This is a genomic window from Lentzea miocenica, assembly GCF_033949945.1.
GTDB lineage: Bacteria > Actinomycetota > Actinomycetes > Mycobacteriales > Pseudonocardiaceae > Lentzea > Lentzea miocenica.
On sequence record NZ_JAXAVW010000001.1, the window covers coordinates 123,274 to 138,486 of the forward strand.

15 protein-coding genes are annotated in these 15,213 nt (G+C 68.8%); 9 read left to right on the forward strand and 6 right to left on the reverse strand.

Going from position 1 to position 15,213, the window contains the following annotated elements; translation table 11 throughout:
- Positions 1–43 precede the first annotated feature (43 nt).
- Complete coding sequence (locus SK803_RS00615) at positions 44–901, forward strand: ornithine cyclodeaminase family protein (RefSeq protein WP_319963689.1); 858 nt, start codon at positions 44–46, stop codon at positions 899–901.
- A 97-nt stretch (positions 902–998) separates the two neighbouring features.
- Here the strand turns inward: SK803_RS00615 and SK803_RS00620 are convergent, their stop codons facing one another.
- Positions 999–2,219, reverse strand: coding sequence for a family 16 glycosylhydrolase (locus SK803_RS00620; RefSeq protein WP_406601459.1), 1,221 nt, complete (start codon positions 2,217–2,219; stop codon positions 999–1,001).
- A gap of 199 nt (positions 2,220–2,418) precedes the next feature.
- Between SK803_RS00620 and SK803_RS00625 the strand changes: the two genes are divergently transcribed.
- The 3 genes from SK803_RS00625 to SK803_RS00635 are packed head-to-tail and all read left to right on the forward strand — an operon-like array spanning position 2,419 to position 4,753.
- Positions 2,419–3,597, forward strand: a complete 1,179-nt coding sequence (locus tag SK803_RS00625; protein WP_319963690.1) for an MFS transporter — start codon at positions 2,419–2,421, stop codon at positions 3,595–3,597.
- 32 nt (positions 3,598–3,629) lie between these two features.
- A complete protein-coding gene (locus tag SK803_RS00630; RefSeq protein WP_319963691.1) occupies positions 3,630–4,193 on the forward strand; it encodes a TetR/AcrR family transcriptional regulator in 564 nt (187 codons plus the stop codon).
- Positions 4,190–4,753, forward strand: coding sequence for a hypothetical protein (locus tag SK803_RS00635; protein WP_319963692.1), 564 nt, complete (start codon positions 4,190–4,192; stop codon positions 4,751–4,753). Before SK803_RS00630 ends, SK803_RS00635 begins: the two co-directional genes overlap by 4 nt.
- Here the strand turns inward: SK803_RS00635 and SK803_RS00640 are convergent.
- The gene (locus SK803_RS00640) at positions 4,709–5,131 is read right to left on the reverse strand and encodes a nitroreductase family deazaflavin-dependent oxidoreductase (RefSeq protein WP_319963693.1); all 423 of its coding nucleotides are present in this window, start codon (positions 5,129–5,131) and stop codon (positions 4,709–4,711) included. The two genes, SK803_RS00635 and SK803_RS00640, sit on opposite strands and share 45 nt — an antisense overlap.
- Positions 5,132–5,926 carry a LuxR C-terminal-related transcriptional regulator gene (locus tag SK803_RS00645; RefSeq protein WP_319963694.1) on the reverse strand — a complete coding sequence of 265 codons (795 nt, stop codon included), beginning with the start codon at positions 5,924–5,926 and terminating at the stop codon, positions 5,132–5,134.
- Between the two features lie 93 nt (positions 5,927–6,019).
- On the opposite strand from SK803_RS00645, the gene SK803_RS00650 reads away from it, so the two are divergent.
- The 3 genes from SK803_RS00650 to SK803_RS00660 are packed head-to-tail and all read left to right on the forward strand — an operon-like array spanning position 6,020 to position 9,712.
- Positions 6,020–7,675, forward strand: coding sequence for an AMP-binding protein (locus SK803_RS00650; protein WP_319963695.1), 1,656 nt, complete (start codon positions 6,020–6,022; stop codon positions 7,673–7,675).
- A 30-nt stretch (positions 7,676–7,705) separates the two neighbouring features.
- Positions 7,706–8,521 (forward strand): SDR family NAD(P)-dependent oxidoreductase, encoded by an 816-nt coding sequence (locus SK803_RS00655; protein WP_319963696.1) that lies wholly within the window; start codon positions 7,706–7,708, stop codon positions 8,519–8,521.
- 3 nt (positions 8,522–8,524) lie between these two features.
- Positions 8,525–9,712: a hypothetical protein gene (locus SK803_RS00660; RefSeq protein ID WP_319963697.1), complete on the forward strand. Its 1,188-nt coding sequence runs from the start codon at positions 8,525–8,527 to the stop codon at positions 9,710–9,712.
- Here SK803_RS00660 and SK803_RS00665 read toward each other — a convergent pair.
- Both SK803_RS00665 and SK803_RS00670 read right to left on the reverse strand, forming a co-directional pair.
- Positions 9,690–10,553 (reverse strand): AraC family transcriptional regulator, encoded by an 864-nt coding sequence (locus tag SK803_RS00665; RefSeq protein ID WP_319963698.1) that lies wholly within the window; start codon positions 10,551–10,553, stop codon positions 9,690–9,692. The genes SK803_RS00660 and SK803_RS00665 overlap by 23 nt on opposite strands.
- 29 nt (positions 10,554–10,582) lie before the next feature.
- Positions 10,583–11,251, reverse strand: coding sequence for a nitroreductase family protein (locus SK803_RS00670; RefSeq protein ID WP_319963699.1), 669 nt, complete (start codon positions 11,249–11,251; stop codon positions 10,583–10,585).
- 71 nt (positions 11,252–11,322) lie between these two features.
- Here SK803_RS00670 and SK803_RS00675 point away from each other — a divergent pair, with 71 nt between their 5' ends.
- The gene (locus SK803_RS00675) at positions 11,323–12,228 is read left to right on the forward strand and encodes a LysR family transcriptional regulator (protein ID WP_319963700.1); all 906 of its coding nucleotides are present in this window, start codon (positions 11,323–11,325) and stop codon (positions 12,226–12,228) included.
- On the opposite strand, the gene SK803_RS00680 is transcribed toward SK803_RS00675, so the two are convergent.
- A complete protein-coding gene (locus tag SK803_RS00680) occupies positions 12,218–12,949 on the reverse strand; it encodes a glycosyltransferase (RefSeq protein WP_319963701.1) in 732 nt (243 codons plus the stop codon). The two genes, SK803_RS00675 and SK803_RS00680, sit on opposite strands and share 11 nt — an antisense overlap.
- Before the next feature lie 81 nt (positions 12,950–13,030).
- Between SK803_RS00680 and paaZ the strand changes: the two genes are divergently transcribed.
- Positions 13,031–15,052, forward strand: a complete 2,022-nt coding sequence (gene paaZ / locus SK803_RS00685) for a phenylacetic acid degradation bifunctional protein PaaZ (RefSeq protein ID WP_319963702.1) — start codon at positions 13,031–13,033, stop codon at positions 15,050–15,052.
- The last annotated feature ends 161 nt before the right edge of the window (positions 15,053–15,213 follow it).

Here is a 15,213-nt window from a genome sequence, read left to right on the forward strand (position 1 = left end):
GGCGGGCGGAAATCGTAACGGCCCGGTCGTTACGATCCGAACCATGACCATGCCCGCAGCGATCGAAGCCGTCCGCGCCGCGTTCATCGGGCTCGCCGCGGAGGAGTTCGACCTGCCGCCGCGGCTGGCGTTCAGCGAGAGCGGTTCGCTCGTGATGGCGGTGCACCACCGGCCCACGCGGTCAACGGCGGTCAAGGTGATCAGCATCGAGATCGAGCGCGATCCGGTGATCACGGGCACGGTCGTCTACTCGCATCCGGACGGGCAGTTCGTCACGGACGCGGTGCCGCTCACGACGCTGCGGACCGGTGCTGTTGTTGGTGTGGCAACGGATTTGCTGGCCGACGAGGACGCCTCACACCTGGCGTTGCTGGGGGCTGGGGCGCAGGCGGCGGACCAGGTGCGGGCGGTGCATGCGGTGCGGCCGTTGAAGAAGCTTGTTGTGTTCAACCGGAACGCCAAGAAGGCTGAGGCGTTGCTGGAGGATCTCAAGGACGAGTTGCCGGACACGGTGATGGATGTCGCGTCCAACGCGGATGAGGCCGTTGAGAGTGCGGATGTCGTGTGTTGTGCCACGGCGTCGACGGTGCCGTTGTTCCGGTGCGACTCGTTGAAGGAACGGGTGCACGTCAACGCGATCGGGTCGTATCGGCCGGTGATGCGGGAGTTGCCCGAGAACCTGCTTGCCACGGCGGAAGTTGTGGTGGTGGACCAGGTCGAGGCGGCGTTGAGCGAGGCCGGGGAGATCATCCGGGCGGTGCGGAGTGGCGTGCTGCGGTTGGAGTCGCTGGTCGAACTCGGTGCGGCGCTGGGGAATCCGCCGCTCAGGGAAGGCCGGACGGTGTTCAAGTCGGTCGGGGTCGCGGTGCAGGACTGGGCGGTGGCAAGGCTGCTGGCATAGCAAGAAGCGCTGGACGTGAACCCATCCGCCGCAGGGGTTCACGTCCAGCGCTGTGATTCTCCTGGCCCGATCATGCGCTACCGGGCTGGGAGAAGCTTCACACCTGCCACTTCTGGCTGGCGACGCCGAGGCAGTCCCAGATGTGGAGTCTTGTGCCATCGGCCGAGGAGCCACCGACGGCGTCCAGGCACTTGTTGGCCTGCGGGTTCACGATGTCCTGTGCCCCGCTGACGACCCATTGCTGGGCGCCCGAGCCGTTGCAGTCCCAGAGTTGGACCACTGTGCCGTTGCCGGTGCCGCCGCCGTTGACGTCCAGGCACTTGCCCAGTGCGCGGATCGTGCCGTCGCCGGGACGGCTCCACTTCTGCGCCGCGTTGCCGTTGCAGCCGGTGATCTGGATGGGCGTGCCGTTGGCGGTGTTGGCCCAGGGCACGTCAACGCACTTGCCGCCGATGCCGCGGATCTCCGAGCCACCGCTGGGCGGCGGGCTGTCGTTGGAGACGCGGACCCAGTCGATCACGAGTTGCTGCGGGAACGTCGTGCTGGCGTCGGGGTAGCCCGGCCACTCACCACCGACCGCGAGGTTGATGATGATGAAGAACGGCTTGTTGAACACCCACGGGTTGCCGTTGACGTCGGTCGGGGTGTTGCGGGCGTAGACGTTGCCGTCCACCGACCACGTGATCTCGCCGGGCTTCCAGTCAACCGCGAAGTTGTGGAAGCCGTCGGAGAAGTTCGGGCCGTTGTAGGCGTGGGACTTGCCGCCCGCGCCGCTGTAACCGGGGCCGTGGATCGTGCCGTACACGGTGTTCGTCTGGTGTCCCAGGAACTCCATGATGTCGATCTCGCCAGAGCCTGGCCACGGGTTACCGCTGTTGATGTCCGCACCCAGCATCCAGAAGGCCGGCCAAATGCCCTTGCCGCGCGGCATCTTCATGCGCGCTTCGAACCGGCCGTAGGTCTGGGTGAACTTCCCGGCGGTGTTGATGCGGGCGGAGGTGTACTGACACCTGCCGTACCAGCAGTTGTAGTTGCCCGGGTTCTCGCGCTTGGCGGTGATCACGAGGTTGCCCTGGCCGTCGTGCGCCGCGTTCGACGTACCGGCCTGGTACCACTGGTGTTCTTTGTTGTTGCCGTTGTTGTTGCCAACTTCCATTTGCCACTTGCCGCCGTCGACACCGGTGCCGGCGGGGGCGTTGAACTCGTCGGCCCAGGTCACCGCCGCATTGGCAGGGGGAGCTTGGGTGGTGGTGGCGACGGTGATCCCTGCGGCCACCATCAAGGCGGCAGCGAGGGCCGTCCCGATGCGTCGCTGCATCGAACCGACCTTTCCGGGTGTTTAGTTGTGCGCCCAGTGGTTCGGAAGTGTTGTCGCGCCGTGACTCTCGGTCAACGTGTAAACGTTTTCACGAATTTGTCAGATGAGAGCGCTCTCAAGTGATCTAGAGCGTGACCAGCGGCTGGGCGGGCGATCAAAACCGGTTGCGGCGAGTTGTGGTGGACGACAGGTTCGAACCATGACTCGGGGAACGCTCTGGCTGCCGGCGGTGGCGTGCGGTGTCGCGGTCGGCAACGTCTACTTCCCGCAGGCGGTCACCCCGCTCGTGGCGGAGGGTCTGCGGCTGCCCGTCGACAGAGCGGCGCTCGTCGTCACCGCGGCGCAGATCGGGTACGCGTGCGGGATCTTCCTGCTGGTGCCGCTGGGCGACCGCGTGCCGTACCGGCCGCTGCTCGCGACGCTGTTCGCGGTGACCGGGCTGGGCCTCGCGACGGCGGGGCTGGCGCCGTCGTTCGGGCCGTTGCTCGCCGCGGGGGTCGCGGTCGGGGTGACCACGGTGATCGCGCCGATCATCGGCCCGATGGTCGCCGGGATGGTGGCGCCCGCGGCCAGAGGCGCGGCCAGCGGGACCATGCTCGCCGGGTCGATCGGCGGGATGCTGCTCGCCCGCACGTTCGGCGGAGCGCTCGGGGAGTGGCTGGGCTGGCGCGCGCCGTACCTGGTGGCGGCGGGGCTGGCCGTCGTGATGGCGGTGGCGCTGTGGCGGACGTTGCCGGTGACGAAGCCGCACACCCTGCAGTCCTATCCGGACCTGTTGCTGGAACCGTTGCGGCTGCTGCGAAGCGAACCGGAGTTGCGGCGATCCTGCCTGTACCAGGCCATGATCTTCGGGGCGTTCAGCGCGGTGTGGGGGAGTGTCGCGTTGCTGCTCACCGGGCCCTCGTACGGCTACGGCGCGCAGGCGGTGGGGCTGCTGGCGCTGGTCAACGCCGCCACGATGGCCGCCACCCCGATCGCGGGGCGGGTCGTGGACCGGCGCGGATCGGATCCGGTGAACCTCGTGTGCATGATCGCCGTGATCGGCTCGGCGGTCGTGCTGGCGTTCGCGACGGCGGGTGGAACCGGTGGGCTGGTCGCGCTGGTGCTCGGCACGCTGGTGCTCGACGTCGCGATGCAGTGCGGCATGGTCGCGAACTCGATCCGCATGTACGCGCTGAGCGACACCCACCGCGGCCGCCTGAACACCGCCTACATGACCTGCGCGTACCTCGGTGGTGCGGTGGGCTCGTGGCTCGGCGTGCGGGCGTACACGACGTTCGGGTGGCATGGCGTGTGCGGCCTTGTCGTCCTGATGGCGGCCGTGGCACTCGCACGCCACGCCGTCGCCGTCAGGAGTCGTAGCCGATCTCGCGCTTGACGAGTGAGGCTAATGCCATTAGCTTTTGGGCTATGGCCGTTCGCTCACGTCTCACCACCGCCAAGGTCGTGGACGCCGCGCTGGAGCTGGTCGACGAGCAGGGCGTCGAGGGACTGACGCTCGCCGCCGTCGCCGCTCGCACCGGTGTCGCCACGCCCTCGCTGTACAAGCACGTCGCGAGCCTCGGCGAGCTGCGAGGCCACGTCGGCCTGCGGGTGCTGGAGGAGATGACCGCCCGGCTCACCGAGACGGTCCTGGGCCGGGCGGGCGACGACGCCGTGGAAGCGCTCATGCACGCCTACCGGGCGTACGTCCAAGAGCGGCCGAAGCGCTACGCGGCCGCGCCGATGGATCCGCTGCACGACGAACTGCAGGCGGCGGCCGGCATGAAGTTCATGGAGGTCATCCTCGCGACGTTGCGGCAGTACGGCCTGGAGGGCTCAGTGGCCATCCACGCCACGCGACGGCTGCGGGTGATCGTGCACGGCTTCGCGTCGATCGAGTCCAACGGCGGGTTCGGCCTGCCGGAGGGGCTCGACGAGACCTACGACCAGCTCGTTCAGATGTATCTCAACGATCTCAGGGGGACATTGTGAGACTGACACTCGCCGCCGCCGGCCTGCTTTTCCTGCTGTACCCGGCATTCCGGCCGTGGGAGGACGAGACCACCGCCGCGGGTGCCGCGGCCGCGATGGGATCGAGCGCCTGGGTCGCGTCGCACCTGTTCGCGATGATCGGGTTCATCCTGGTGCCGATCGCGTTGCTGGAGATCCACCGCACCGCGGCCATCACGTTCTGGGTCGGCGCCGGGCTCACGTTGCCCTACTACGGCGCGGAAAACTTCGGCCTGCACGAGATCGCCGGGCAGCCGAACATCCTCGAGCTCGCCGAGGCCGTGCGCTACAACCCCGTAGCTGTCACGACTTTCGCCATCGGCCTGGTGACGATGGGCGTCGCGGCGGTCATGGTCGCGCTCAAACTCCGCACCACGGCGGCGATTCTGTTCGCGGCCGGGTTCGCGTTGTTCCTGCCGCAGTTCTTCACCCCGCCCGCGGCGAGGATCGCGCACGGCGTGCTGCTCGCGGTCGGTTGTGCGTGGCTGGCTTGGGAATCAACGCGGCGTGAGGCGAAAGACCCTCAGCTCGCGGCCACCTGACCGCTCGACGTAGTCCTGGAACGCGGGCCAGGCCGCCACCATCTTGCGCCAGGCGGCCTCTCGCTCGGCTCCTTCGAGGAGCGTTCCCCGCACGTCCCGAACGTCGCCGCGCACGTTCACCTGGATGTCCGGGTGCTTCAGCAGGTTCGCGGTCCAGCCGGGGTGGTGCGGCTTGCCCCAGTTCGAGCCGACGACCAGCATGCCGTCCCCGTCGGCGACGTACTGGACCTGGTTCTCGCGCCGCTCACCGGACTTCGCGCCCATGGTGATCAGGGTCAGCCCGGTCTGCTTGCTGAACGAGACGGTCATGACCTTGCCACCGGTCAGCTTGTACAGCAGGCGGTCGGTACCGATCACGGCCTTCTCGAACCAGGACATTCAGAGCGCTCCCGTCGACCTCGCCGCGTGGACGGCGGCGGTTCTGTTGTGCACCCCCAGCTTGCGCATCGCGCCCCGGAGGTAGGCCTTGACGGTTTCGGTGCTCAACCCGAGCTCGGCGGCGATCTCCCGGTTGGACGCACCGACCGCGGCCAGCCGAAGCGTATCGAGTTCGCGCGGGGTCAGTCCGGTGGGGACGGTGACGGCGGATTCCCCGCCGAGATCCTGGTGGACCCGGCGAAGGCGTTCGCGCAACGCGGGATCCCCGACGAGCTTGGCGACCTCGGCGAGCTCGCGCAGTGCGGCTTGCGTGTGCAGCGTCTGATTCTGCTGGGAAGGCATGTCCAGGTCCTGTGCGAAGCCCTGCGCGATGGCGCCGGCCATCCTGATGGCCCGGTCACCGACTGTCGTCTGCCCTCGCACGGCCCCGTAGAGCACGCCGTGGACGATGCCGCGGACCGCGACCGGGTAGGCGAACACGGAGGTCAGTCGCTCGTCGACGACGACCATCTGGTCGAACTCGTGGGTGATCGCGCGGGTGGAGGCGTAGTCGTTGACACGCACCGCCGTGCCCATCGCGATCGCCGTGCCACCCAGACCGCGGCCGGTGCCGACGCGCAGTCCGTGCAACGAGGTGCCGTGCGTGCCGAAGAAGTGGCTCAGCACCAGGTCACGACGAGGCGTGACGGCGCCGCCGAACACCACGGGCAACCCGGTGGCACGGCGGAGCATGTCCAGGCGTTGTGGCAACAGAGCCTGGAAACGGTCTGGCAGCACGCTGGCAGTTTCACCCACGAACGCACCCTCGAAAAGGGGTGCACCCCCATCCGGGGGTATCCCGCGGGCCCCGGTCCTCCCACCCTCTGGAGCCAGTGAAGGAGGCCACCGATGTCCAGCCACGACACCTACCGCGCGGCCCGCGACCTGATGCTGACCGACCCCGAGTCGTTCACCTGGCCGAGCTTCGAGAAGAGCTTCAACTGGGCGCACGACTGGTTCGACGTGATCGCCGAGGGCAACGACACCACGGCGTTGCACATCGTCGAGGAGGACGGGACCGGGCGCGCCTACACGTTCGACGAGATGCGCCGCCGGTCGAACCGCGTCGCGCGCTGGCTCGCCTGGCACGGCGTCGGCAAGGGCGACAGCGTGATGATCATGCTCGGCAACCAGGTCGAGCTGTGGGAGTCGATGCTCGCCGTGATGAAGCTCGGCGCCGTGATCATGCCGACCACCACCGCGCTGGGCCCCGCCGACCTCGCGGACCGGCTGCACCGCGGCTCGGTCCGGCACGTCATCGCGCGAAAGGAGGACGCGGACAAGTTCGAAGATGGTCCGGTCCTGATCGCGGTCGGCGGCGTCACCGCGGGCTGGCTGGACTTCACCGAGACCACGGAGGCACCGGACAACCCGTTGCCGCATCCCAAAACCAGGGCGGACGACCGGCTGTTGCTGTACTTCACGTCCGGCACGACCAGCAAGCCGAAGCTGGTCGAGCACACCCAGGCCTCGTACCCGGTCGGGCACGTCACGACCATGCGCTGGATCGGCATCAGGCCCGGCGACGTCCACCTGAACATCAGCTCACCGGGCTGGGCCAAGCACGCCTGGAGCTGCTTCTTCGCCCCGTGGATCGCCGAAGCGACGATCTTCGTCTACAACTACGCCCGGTTCGACGCGGCCGCGTTGCTCGGCCAGATCCGGGACAAGGCAGTCACCACGTTCTGCGCGCCGCCGACCGTGTGGCGGATGCTGATCAAGGCCGACCTCAGCGGCGGACCGGGCGCGCTCCGGGAGGTCGTGGCCGCCGGTGAACCGCTCAACCCCGAGGTGATCGAACAGGTCCAGCAGCAGTGGGGCCTCACGCTGCGGGACGGCTTCGGGCAGACCGAGACCACGCTGTCGGTCGGCAACGTTCCCGGCGCACCGGTGAAGCTCGGTTCGATGGGCACACCGCTGCCGGGCGTTCCGGTGGTGCTCGTCGACCCGATCAGCGGCGAACCGGCCCAGGAGGGCGAGATCTGCATCGACCTGAAGCAACGGCCGATGTCGCTGATGGTCGGCTACCACGGCGACGAGGAGCGCAACGCCGAGGCGATGGCCGGCGGTTACTACCACACCGGCGACATCGCGAGCCGGGACGAGGACGGCTACCTGTTCTACATCGGGCGCACTGACGACGTGTTCAAGGCGTCGGACTACAAGATCTCGCCGTTCGAACTGGAGAGCGTGCTGATCGAGCACCCGGCCGTCACGGAGGCCGCCGTGGTCCCGTCGCCCGACCCGCTGCGGCTCGCCGTGCCCAAGGCCTACGTGGCGTTGAGCGCGGGCTGGGAGCCGAACCGGGACACCGCGCTCGCGATCCTGCGGCACGCCCGCGCGAACCTGGCTCCGTTCCAGCGGATCCGGCGGCTGGAGTTCTTCGAGCTGCCCAAGACCGTGTCCGGCAAGATCCGCCGCGTCGACCTGCGCGCGCGGGAGGAACAGGGCGTCGGTGGAACAGGGGAGTGGCGGGACGACCAGTTCCCCGAACTGCGCCAGTAGGGCGCTTGCCCATGGTGATCTACTGGTCACATGGTGCGAAAGATCGCGGGCCGCCCGGCGGTGATCACCGGGGCCGCCTCGGGAATCGGCCGCAGCCTGGCGCAACGGCTGTCCCGGCACGGCTCACCGGTGGTCATCGCCGACGTCAACGAGGCCGGCCTGGAGGAGACCGCCAAGTCGCTGAACGGCCCGGTGCTGAGCCGGGTGCTCGACGTGCGGGACGCGGACGACTGGAAGCTGTTCGCCAAGGAAGTGCGGGACTGGCTCGACCTGCCCCTTGCCGCGGTGTTCAACAACGCGGGCGTTGCCACGTCCACGACTGTGCAGAACTCCGTGCCGGAAGACGACTCCTGGCTGTTCGACATCAACTACTGGGGTGTCGTCAACGGGACGCGGGCGTTCCTGCCGCAGCTCGTCAAGCAGAACTACGGCGTCATCGTGAACACCTCCAGCGTGTACGGGCTGCTCGGCATGCCGAAGAACAGCGCCTACTGCGCCGCGAAGTTCGCCGTCCGCGGGTTCACCGACTCGTTGCGCCAGGAGCTGCGCGGCACGGGTGTCTCTGCGGTCACCGTGCACCCCGGCGGCATCAAGACCAACATCGTCCGCAACGCCCGCATCCACACCGATCCCGACGGGCAGGGCCGGTCGCTGGAGGAGATGGCCGCCGACTTCGACAAGGTCGCGCTGACCACCCCGGACAAGGCGGCCGAGATCATCCACCGCGGCGTCGAACGCGGCAAGGCGCGGATCCTGGTCGGGCCGGACGCCTACGTGTTCGACGCGCTCTCCCGGATCGCCCCGACCTCGTACTTCAACGTGATGGCGCGCCTGTTCGAACGGTGAGGCATGATCCACGCCGTGGATTCCTCGACGGTGGCGCGGCGGACCGAACAGTGGTTCGTCCAGCAGGGTGCGCCGACCATGATCGAGGGCTATGGCTTCCGGTCGCACGTGCTGCCGCGGATGCTGCCCGCGCTGACGTTCGTCGCGGTGGGCAGCCTCGCGTGGCTCGTGCTGCTCAAGCCCACCGGCCTGTCGAAGTGGGTGCTGCTCGGCGTGATCGCCGCGGTGATGGTGTCCGCGTGGATCCTGCTGTCGTTGTTCGTGCGGCGGCTTCCGAGCTTCTCGCCGCGCACGACCGTGTTGTTGTTGGTCGCGTACGCGGCGATGCCGGTGATGGTGCCGGTGTTGCAGATGATCATCAACGACAAGCTGACCGCGCCAGGAGCTCCGGAGTTCGACCCCGAGTACAAGTGGCTCGTCGCCCTGGTGTGGTTCGTCCTCCTGTTCGGTCTGGCGTTCGTGGCGACGATGCTGGCGACCACGTACGGGCTCGGAGCGCTGCTCAAGGCGGCCATCCGGCACGTGATCGCCGACTTGAGAAACAGCGTGCACCTGCTCGGCCGGGCGCTGCCGCCGATGCTGTTCGTCACGCTGTTCCTGTTCTTCACCGGCGAGCTGTGGCAGGCGATGAACCGGCTGCGCTGGCCGCGGGTCAGCCTGGTCGTGCTGCTGTTCGCCGCGATCACCGTGCTGGCCGCGGCGGCGCGGTTGCGCGACGAGATCGGCAGGGTCGAGCAGGACCTGCGGCCGGAGATCCTGACCGCCGCGTGCAAGGGCACCCCGCTGGCCGGGGAGGAGATCGCCGAACCGTTGCAGCCCAAGCGGTTGAACCCGCGCCAGCAGCGCAACCTGCTGGTGATGCTCGCGATCCGGCAGCTCGTGCAGGCGGCCGTTGTCGGGCTCGGGCTGTTCGCGTTCTTCGTGGTGCTCGGTCTGATCGTCGTCACGCCGGAGATCGCCGAGCAGTGGATCGGGGCGCCGGCGGAGCCGTCGGTGATTCCCGGCCTGCCGTCGGCGATGTTGCGCAACGCCACGCTGTTCGCGGCGTTCGGCAGCATGTACTTCTCGGTGATCTCGATGAGCGACGGCGAGCACCGGCGGCAGTTCTTCGCGCCAGTGCTGGAGAAGGTCGAACGGACCCTGGAAGTGCGCGCGGTGTACCTGGAGGTCAGAAGGCGGGCTCAGGCCTGAGCATCGCGTCCCGGCTGGGCGGCGCCCCGAACTGACGGCGGTACTCGCGGCTGAACTGCGACGGGCTGTCGTAGCCGACCCGGTGGCTGACCGTCGTCACGTCCCGGTTCGTGGCGAGCAGCAACCTGGCCTCCTGCAACCGGATCTGCTTCTGGAACTGGATCGGGCTCATCGCTGTGACGGCCTGGAAGTTGCGGTAGAACGCCGACTCGCTCATGCCCGCGATCCGCGCGACGTTCTCGACCTTGAACGACTCGGCGAAGTTCTCGCGGATCCACTTCACCGCCTTGGCGATGTGGCTGAGGCTGCTGTCCTGCGACCCGAGCTGGCGCACGACCGCGCCCTGCTCGCCGGTCATGACCCGCCAGAGGATCTCCTGCTTGATCAACGGCGCCAGCGCCCTGGCGTCGCGCGGCTGGTCCAGCAGCCGCGCGAGCCTGGTCACGGCGTCGATCAGCTCCGGGGTGGCGTCGCTGACGGCCAGACCTTCCGGAGTACCCGGTGTCGTCGGGACGTCGTTGCTCAGCAGCAGGTCGGCCACCGCTTCCGGACGCAGGACCAGGCCGATGCCGAGCGCGGGTTCGGACGGGCTGATGTCGACGTAGTTGCCGGTGATGGGCATGTCGATCGACGCGACGAGGTACTGGCCCGCCCGGTAGTCGTAGACGCGGTCGCCCAGCGCGATGCGTTTGCGGCCTTGGGCGACGAACGCGAGGATCGTGCCGCTCATGCTCGGCGTCGGCGGACCGCCCAGGGTGGTCCGCGAGACCAGGACGTCGTCGATGGACGTGGTCAGGTCCGGCCGGGCGTGCTTGGCGAGCAACGCGCGTAGTTCGTCCACGCCGCCGATGCTCCCCGCTGGTGGGACGATCAGGCAAGTCCGTCGACGAAGGTGAGCGCCTCCGCGAGCGGTTTGCGGCGCAGGTCCGGCACCTCGCAGTCGTCGGCCGGGTAGCCGACGGGGAACAGGATGTACGGCCGTTCGCCGGGCCGTCCCAGCAGGTCGCTCAGGAACGTCATCGGGTTCGGCGTGTGCGTCAGCGTCGCCAGGCCCATCGAGTGCAGCGCCGCGATGAAGAATCCGCACGCGATCCCGACGCTTTCGTTGGTGTAGTAGGTCTTCCGGCCGTCCTGCTGCTTCTGCGCGAACGCCACCACCAGCCACGGCGCGATGTCCAGGAACTCCTTCGTCGCGTCGGTCTCCAGCGGTGCCAGCGCCGCACGCCACTCCGGGATCTCGCGCTCGTGGTAGAAGCGGCGTTCCTCTTCTTCCGCCGCCTCCCGGATGCGCGCCTTGAGCTCGGGGTCCTGGGTGGCGGCGAACCGCCACGGCTGCTGGTGCGCGCCGCTGGGGGCGGTGTTCGCGGCCAGGACCGCCAGCTCGATCGCCTCCGCCGGAACGGGATCGGGCGAGAACCACCGCACGGACCGGCGCCCGTCGAGCAGCTGGTGGAAGGCCCTGCCGCGGTCGAGCCCGTGCTCGATCGGCAGCCGTGGCGGTGAGTACGGGACGAACGGGTGGCGGTGCGGTCGGTTCACGGTTCGGACGATGCCCCGATCCGACTCTTCTGGCCAGCTCAAGTTTCTTGTCCGAGTTATATGGTCAGCTCATGAATCTGCCGAACGTGACGCTGCGGCAGCTCGAGTACCTGATCGCGGTGGCCGAGACCGGGTCGCTGACCACCGCCGCCGCCCGGTGCCACGTCTCCCAGTCGGCCATCTCGCTGGCGTTGAGCGAACTGGAACGCGCACTGGACCTCCGGCTGGTCGTCAGGTCACCACGCCGGGGCGCCGCGTTGACGGCGGCGGGCACGCAGGTCCTCGCCGACGCCCGCCGGGTGATCGGCGCGATGGGCGACCTGGGTCTTGAGGCGCGCGGACTCAGCCGGCAGGTCAGCGGGGTGCTGACGGTCGGCTGCTACGCGCCGATCGCGCCGTTCCACCTGCCCGCGGCGATCGCCACGTTCGAACGCGCGCACCCGGACGTGTCCGTGCGGTTCGTCGAGGGGAGCCTGCCGGAGATCGGCGAGGACCTGATCGCCGGACGCTGCGAGATCGCGTTCCTCTACGACCAGGACCTGCTGCCCGGCATCGCCTTCCGCACGCTGTACGACCAGGCGCCGAAGGTCCTGCTGCCGACCGGCCACCGGCTGCGCCGACGCCGTGCGGTCGCGTTGCGCGAGCTGGCGGACGACCCGTTCATCCTGCTCGACGTCTCACCGAGCGAGCGCTACTTCCGCTCGGTGTTCGCGGCCGCTGGCGTCGAGATGGTCGTGACTCATCGGGCTCGCAGCTTCGAGCTCGCCCGGTCGCTCGTGGCGCGCGGGATCGGTTACTCGATGACCGTCCAGCAGCCTGCCGTGAGCTCGTCGTACGAAGGGCTGGAGGTCGTCGCCGTGCCGTTGCGCGACGCCGTGCCCACCACCCCGGTCGTGCTGGGATGGGCCGGTGGCGGACCGCTGACGCGCCGGGCGCAAGCGTTCGCCGACCACTGCGAGACGTTGTTCAGGCCCTGAACTCGCCGAGGTCGACGCCGTGGCGTTCGAGGACCCGGCGCAGCTCGGGGTCGGGGTCGTGGACGGCCTGCCGGTAGACCGGTGGCCGCGTCGGGTGCAGGTCCGTCAGGTCGTGGTCGGCGTCCCAGCCGAGCCAGACCTTGTCGTACCAGTCCGGGACGATCTCGTGGGCGTGCCCGAACAGCCGCAGCTTCTCCCGCAGCTCGGCGTCCGTGCGCACGTACGACAGGTGCCGCAGCCAGATGTCCGAGAAGTGCGGTTCGGCGTCGACGTACCGCGTGCCGGTGAACCGGGCGCCCTTGCGGACCGCGATCGGGGCGGTCAGGTTCTCCGGCGGCTCGACGCGGTGCTCGATGGTCTTCCAGTACGTCAGCAGGTGGGCGCTGATCGCCGAGTGCTCATCCGCTTCGCAGAGATTGACCAGCTTGCCGAGGTCGGCGTCCAGCAGGATCTCGTCGGAGTCGAGGCACAGCACCCAGTCGCAGTCGGCCAGCGCGTCCAGGCCCGCGTTGCGGGTGTCCTGCTCGCTGCGCCACTCCGCCTCGACGACCTCGATCCGCGGGTCGAGCGGCGGGACCGGTGTGAGCGTGGTGGGCGCGCCGGACTGGGCACGGGTGCCGCGCAGCACCACCAGCCGGTCCACGACCTGGAGCAACTGGCCCGCGACCGCGGGCAGGAACCGCCACTCGTTGAGGACAGGAACGGCGGCGCCGAGCTTCATGGTGATCATCCTATCCACTGCTACCGTGCGGGAACGAGGTCGGCGCGGACCCGCCGGCCCAGCGTGAGAAGGGTTGGCTCGATGAGCTTGCTGCGCAGCTACGTGTCGGGTGGATGGCACACGCCTTCCGTGGAGGGCGCGCCGTTGCACGACGCCGTGACGGGTGAGGAGATCGCCCGGATCTCGTCCGCGGGCGTCGACATGGGCGCCGCACTGGCCTACGGGCGTTCGGTGGGCGGCCCCGCGTTGCGCGAGCTCACGTTCCACCAGCGCGCGCAGCTGCTGAAGGCTCTCGGGTTGTACCTGAAGGAGCACAAGGCCGAGCTGTACGCCTTGTCCGCGCGTTCGGGCGCCACCAGGTCGGACTCGTGGATCGACATCGACGGCGGCTTCGGCGTGCTGCTCGGGTACGCGTCCAAGGCCAAGCGCGAGCTGCCGAACGACAAGGTCTACGTCGACGGCCCGGTGGAGCCGTTGGGGCGTGGCGGCACGTTCGTCGGCCAGCACATCTGCACGCCGTTGCACGGTGTCGCGGTGCAGATCAACGCCTTCAACTTCCCCATGTGGGGGCCGTTGGAGAAGTTCGCGCCCGCGTTCATCGCAGGGGTGCCGTCGCTGATCAAGCCCGCCTCGCAGACGGCGTACGTGACCGAGAAGCTGGTCGAGCTGATGCTCGCGTCCGGGTTGCTGCCGGAGGGGTCGCTGCAGCTGGTCTGCGGGTCGGCAGGCGATCTGCTGGACCACCTGACGCCGCAGGACCTGGTCGGCTTCACCGGCTCCGCCTCGACCGCCCAGCACCTGCGCACGCACCAGGCCGTGATCCGGTCGTCCGTGCGGTTCAACGCTGAGGCCGACTCGCTGAACTGCTCGATCCTCGGGCCGGACGCGGTGGCGGGGACGCCGGAGTTCGACCTGTTCGTGGGTCAGCTGGTGTCGGAGATGACCACCAAGGCCGGGCAGAAGTGCACCGCGATCCGGCGTGCGCTGGTACCGGCCTCGTTGATGGACGCGGTGGCGGAGGCGACGGCGGCGAAGCTGGCCGAGGTCGTGATCGGCAACCCGGCCGACAAGTCGGTGAAGATGGGTGCGCTGGCCGGTCTGGAGCAGCGCGAGGAGGTCCAGCGGTCGCTCAAGGCGTTGCGGGAGAACGCCTCGGTCGTCTACGGCGACGGCACTCTGTCTCTTGTGGACGCCGACGCCGAGCGCGGCGCGTTCATGTCGCCGATGCTGCTGCGCGCCGCGGCCGACGCCGTGCAGCCGCACGAGGTAGAGGCGTTCGGGCCGGTGTCGACGCTGATGCCGTACGACTCGGTTGACGATGCGGTCGAGCTGGCGGCTCGGGGTGCCGGCTCGCTGGTCGGGTCGATCGTCTCCGCGGACACCGACTTCGTGCGTGACGTCGTGATCGGTGTGGCGCCGTGGCACGGACGTTTGCTGGTGCTCGACCGCGACGACGCGGGCGAGTCGACCGGGCACGGGTCGCCGTTGCCGATGCTGGTGCACGGTGGTCCCGGCCGGGCCGGTGGTGGCGAGGAGATGGGCGGCATGCGCGGCGTGCTGCACCACATGCAGCGCACCGCCGTGCAGGGCAGCCCGAAGGCGTTGTCCGCCATCACGAACCGCTGGGTGACCGGCGCGCCTCGTAATGAGGACTCGGTGCACCCGTTCCGCAAGACGTTGGCGGAGCTGCGATTGGGCGACACGGTGGTGGCCGGTCCGCGCGAGGTGACGCTGGAGGACATCGAGCACTTCGCGTCGTTCACCGGCGACACGTTCTACGCGCACATGGACGAGGAGGCCGCCGCGGCCAACCCGTTCTTCGGCGGCCGGGTCGCCCACGGCTACCTGGTGGTGTCGTTCGCCGCGGGCCTGTTCGTCTCGCCGGAGCCAGGGCCGGTGCTGGCCAACTACGGGCTGGAGAACCTGCGGTTCGTCACGCCCACGTTCCCCGGTGACACGCTGACGGTGACGTTGACCGTCAAGCAGATCACGCCTCGCGAGGACCAGGAGTACGGCGAGGTGCGCTGGGACGCGGACGTGGCGAACCAGAAGGGCGAGTCCGTCGCCAAGTACGACGTGCTGACGTTGGTGGCCAAGAACTAGCGCCCTGCGCCGCGTCCAGATCGGCTGAACGGCGTCTGCAAGTACCGCCAACTCTTGATCAAATCGCATCTAACTACACCCAACAAGCGGTTCCACGGTTCGTGGCCGCCGGAGCGGACAAGCTGGTTGGGTGTAGTTAGATGCTCGATGATCTTCGGTTG

Excerpts from the sequence above, each read along its gene's own strand:
- SK803_RS00650 (WP_319963695.1), top strand. The coding sequence starts at position 6,020 with ATGTCCAGCCACGACACCTACCGCGCGGCCCGCGACCTGATGCTGACC.
- SK803_RS00630 (WP_319963691.1), top strand. The coding sequence starts at position 3,630 with ATGGCCGTTCGCTCACGTCTCACCACCGCCAAGGTCGTGGACGCCGCG.
- SK803_RS00660 (WP_319963697.1), top strand. The coding sequence starts at position 8,525 with ATGATCCACGCCGTGGATTCCTCGACGGTGGCGCGGCGGACCGAACAG.
- SK803_RS00620 (WP_406601459.1), bottom strand. The coding sequence starts at position 2,219 with ATGCAGCGACGCATCGGGACGGCCCTCGCTGCCGCCTTGATGGTGGCC.
- SK803_RS00640 (WP_319963693.1), bottom strand. The coding sequence starts at position 5,131 with ATGTCCTGGTTCGAGAAGGCCGTGATCGGTACCGACCGCCTGCTGTAC.
- SK803_RS00625 (WP_319963690.1), top strand. The coding sequence starts at position 2,419 with ATGACTCGGGGAACGCTCTGGCTGCCGGCGGTGGCGTGCGGTGTCGCG.
- SK803_RS00655 (WP_319963696.1), top strand. The coding sequence starts at position 7,706 with ATGGTGCGAAAGATCGCGGGCCGCCCGGCGGTGATCACCGGGGCCGCC.
- SK803_RS00615 (WP_319963689.1), top strand. The coding sequence starts at position 44 with ATGACCATGCCCGCAGCGATCGAAGCCGTCCGCGCCGCGTTCATCGGG.
- paaZ (WP_319963702.1), top strand. The coding sequence starts at position 13,031 with ATGAGCTTGCTGCGCAGCTACGTGTCGGGTGGATGGCACACGCCTTCC.
- SK803_RS00675 (WP_319963700.1), top strand. The coding sequence starts at position 11,323 with ATGAATCTGCCGAACGTGACGCTGCGGCAGCTCGAGTACCTGATCGCG.
- SK803_RS00680 (WP_319963701.1), bottom strand. The coding sequence starts at position 12,949 with ATGAAGCTCGGCGCCGCCGTTCCTGTCCTCAACGAGTGGCGGTTCCTG.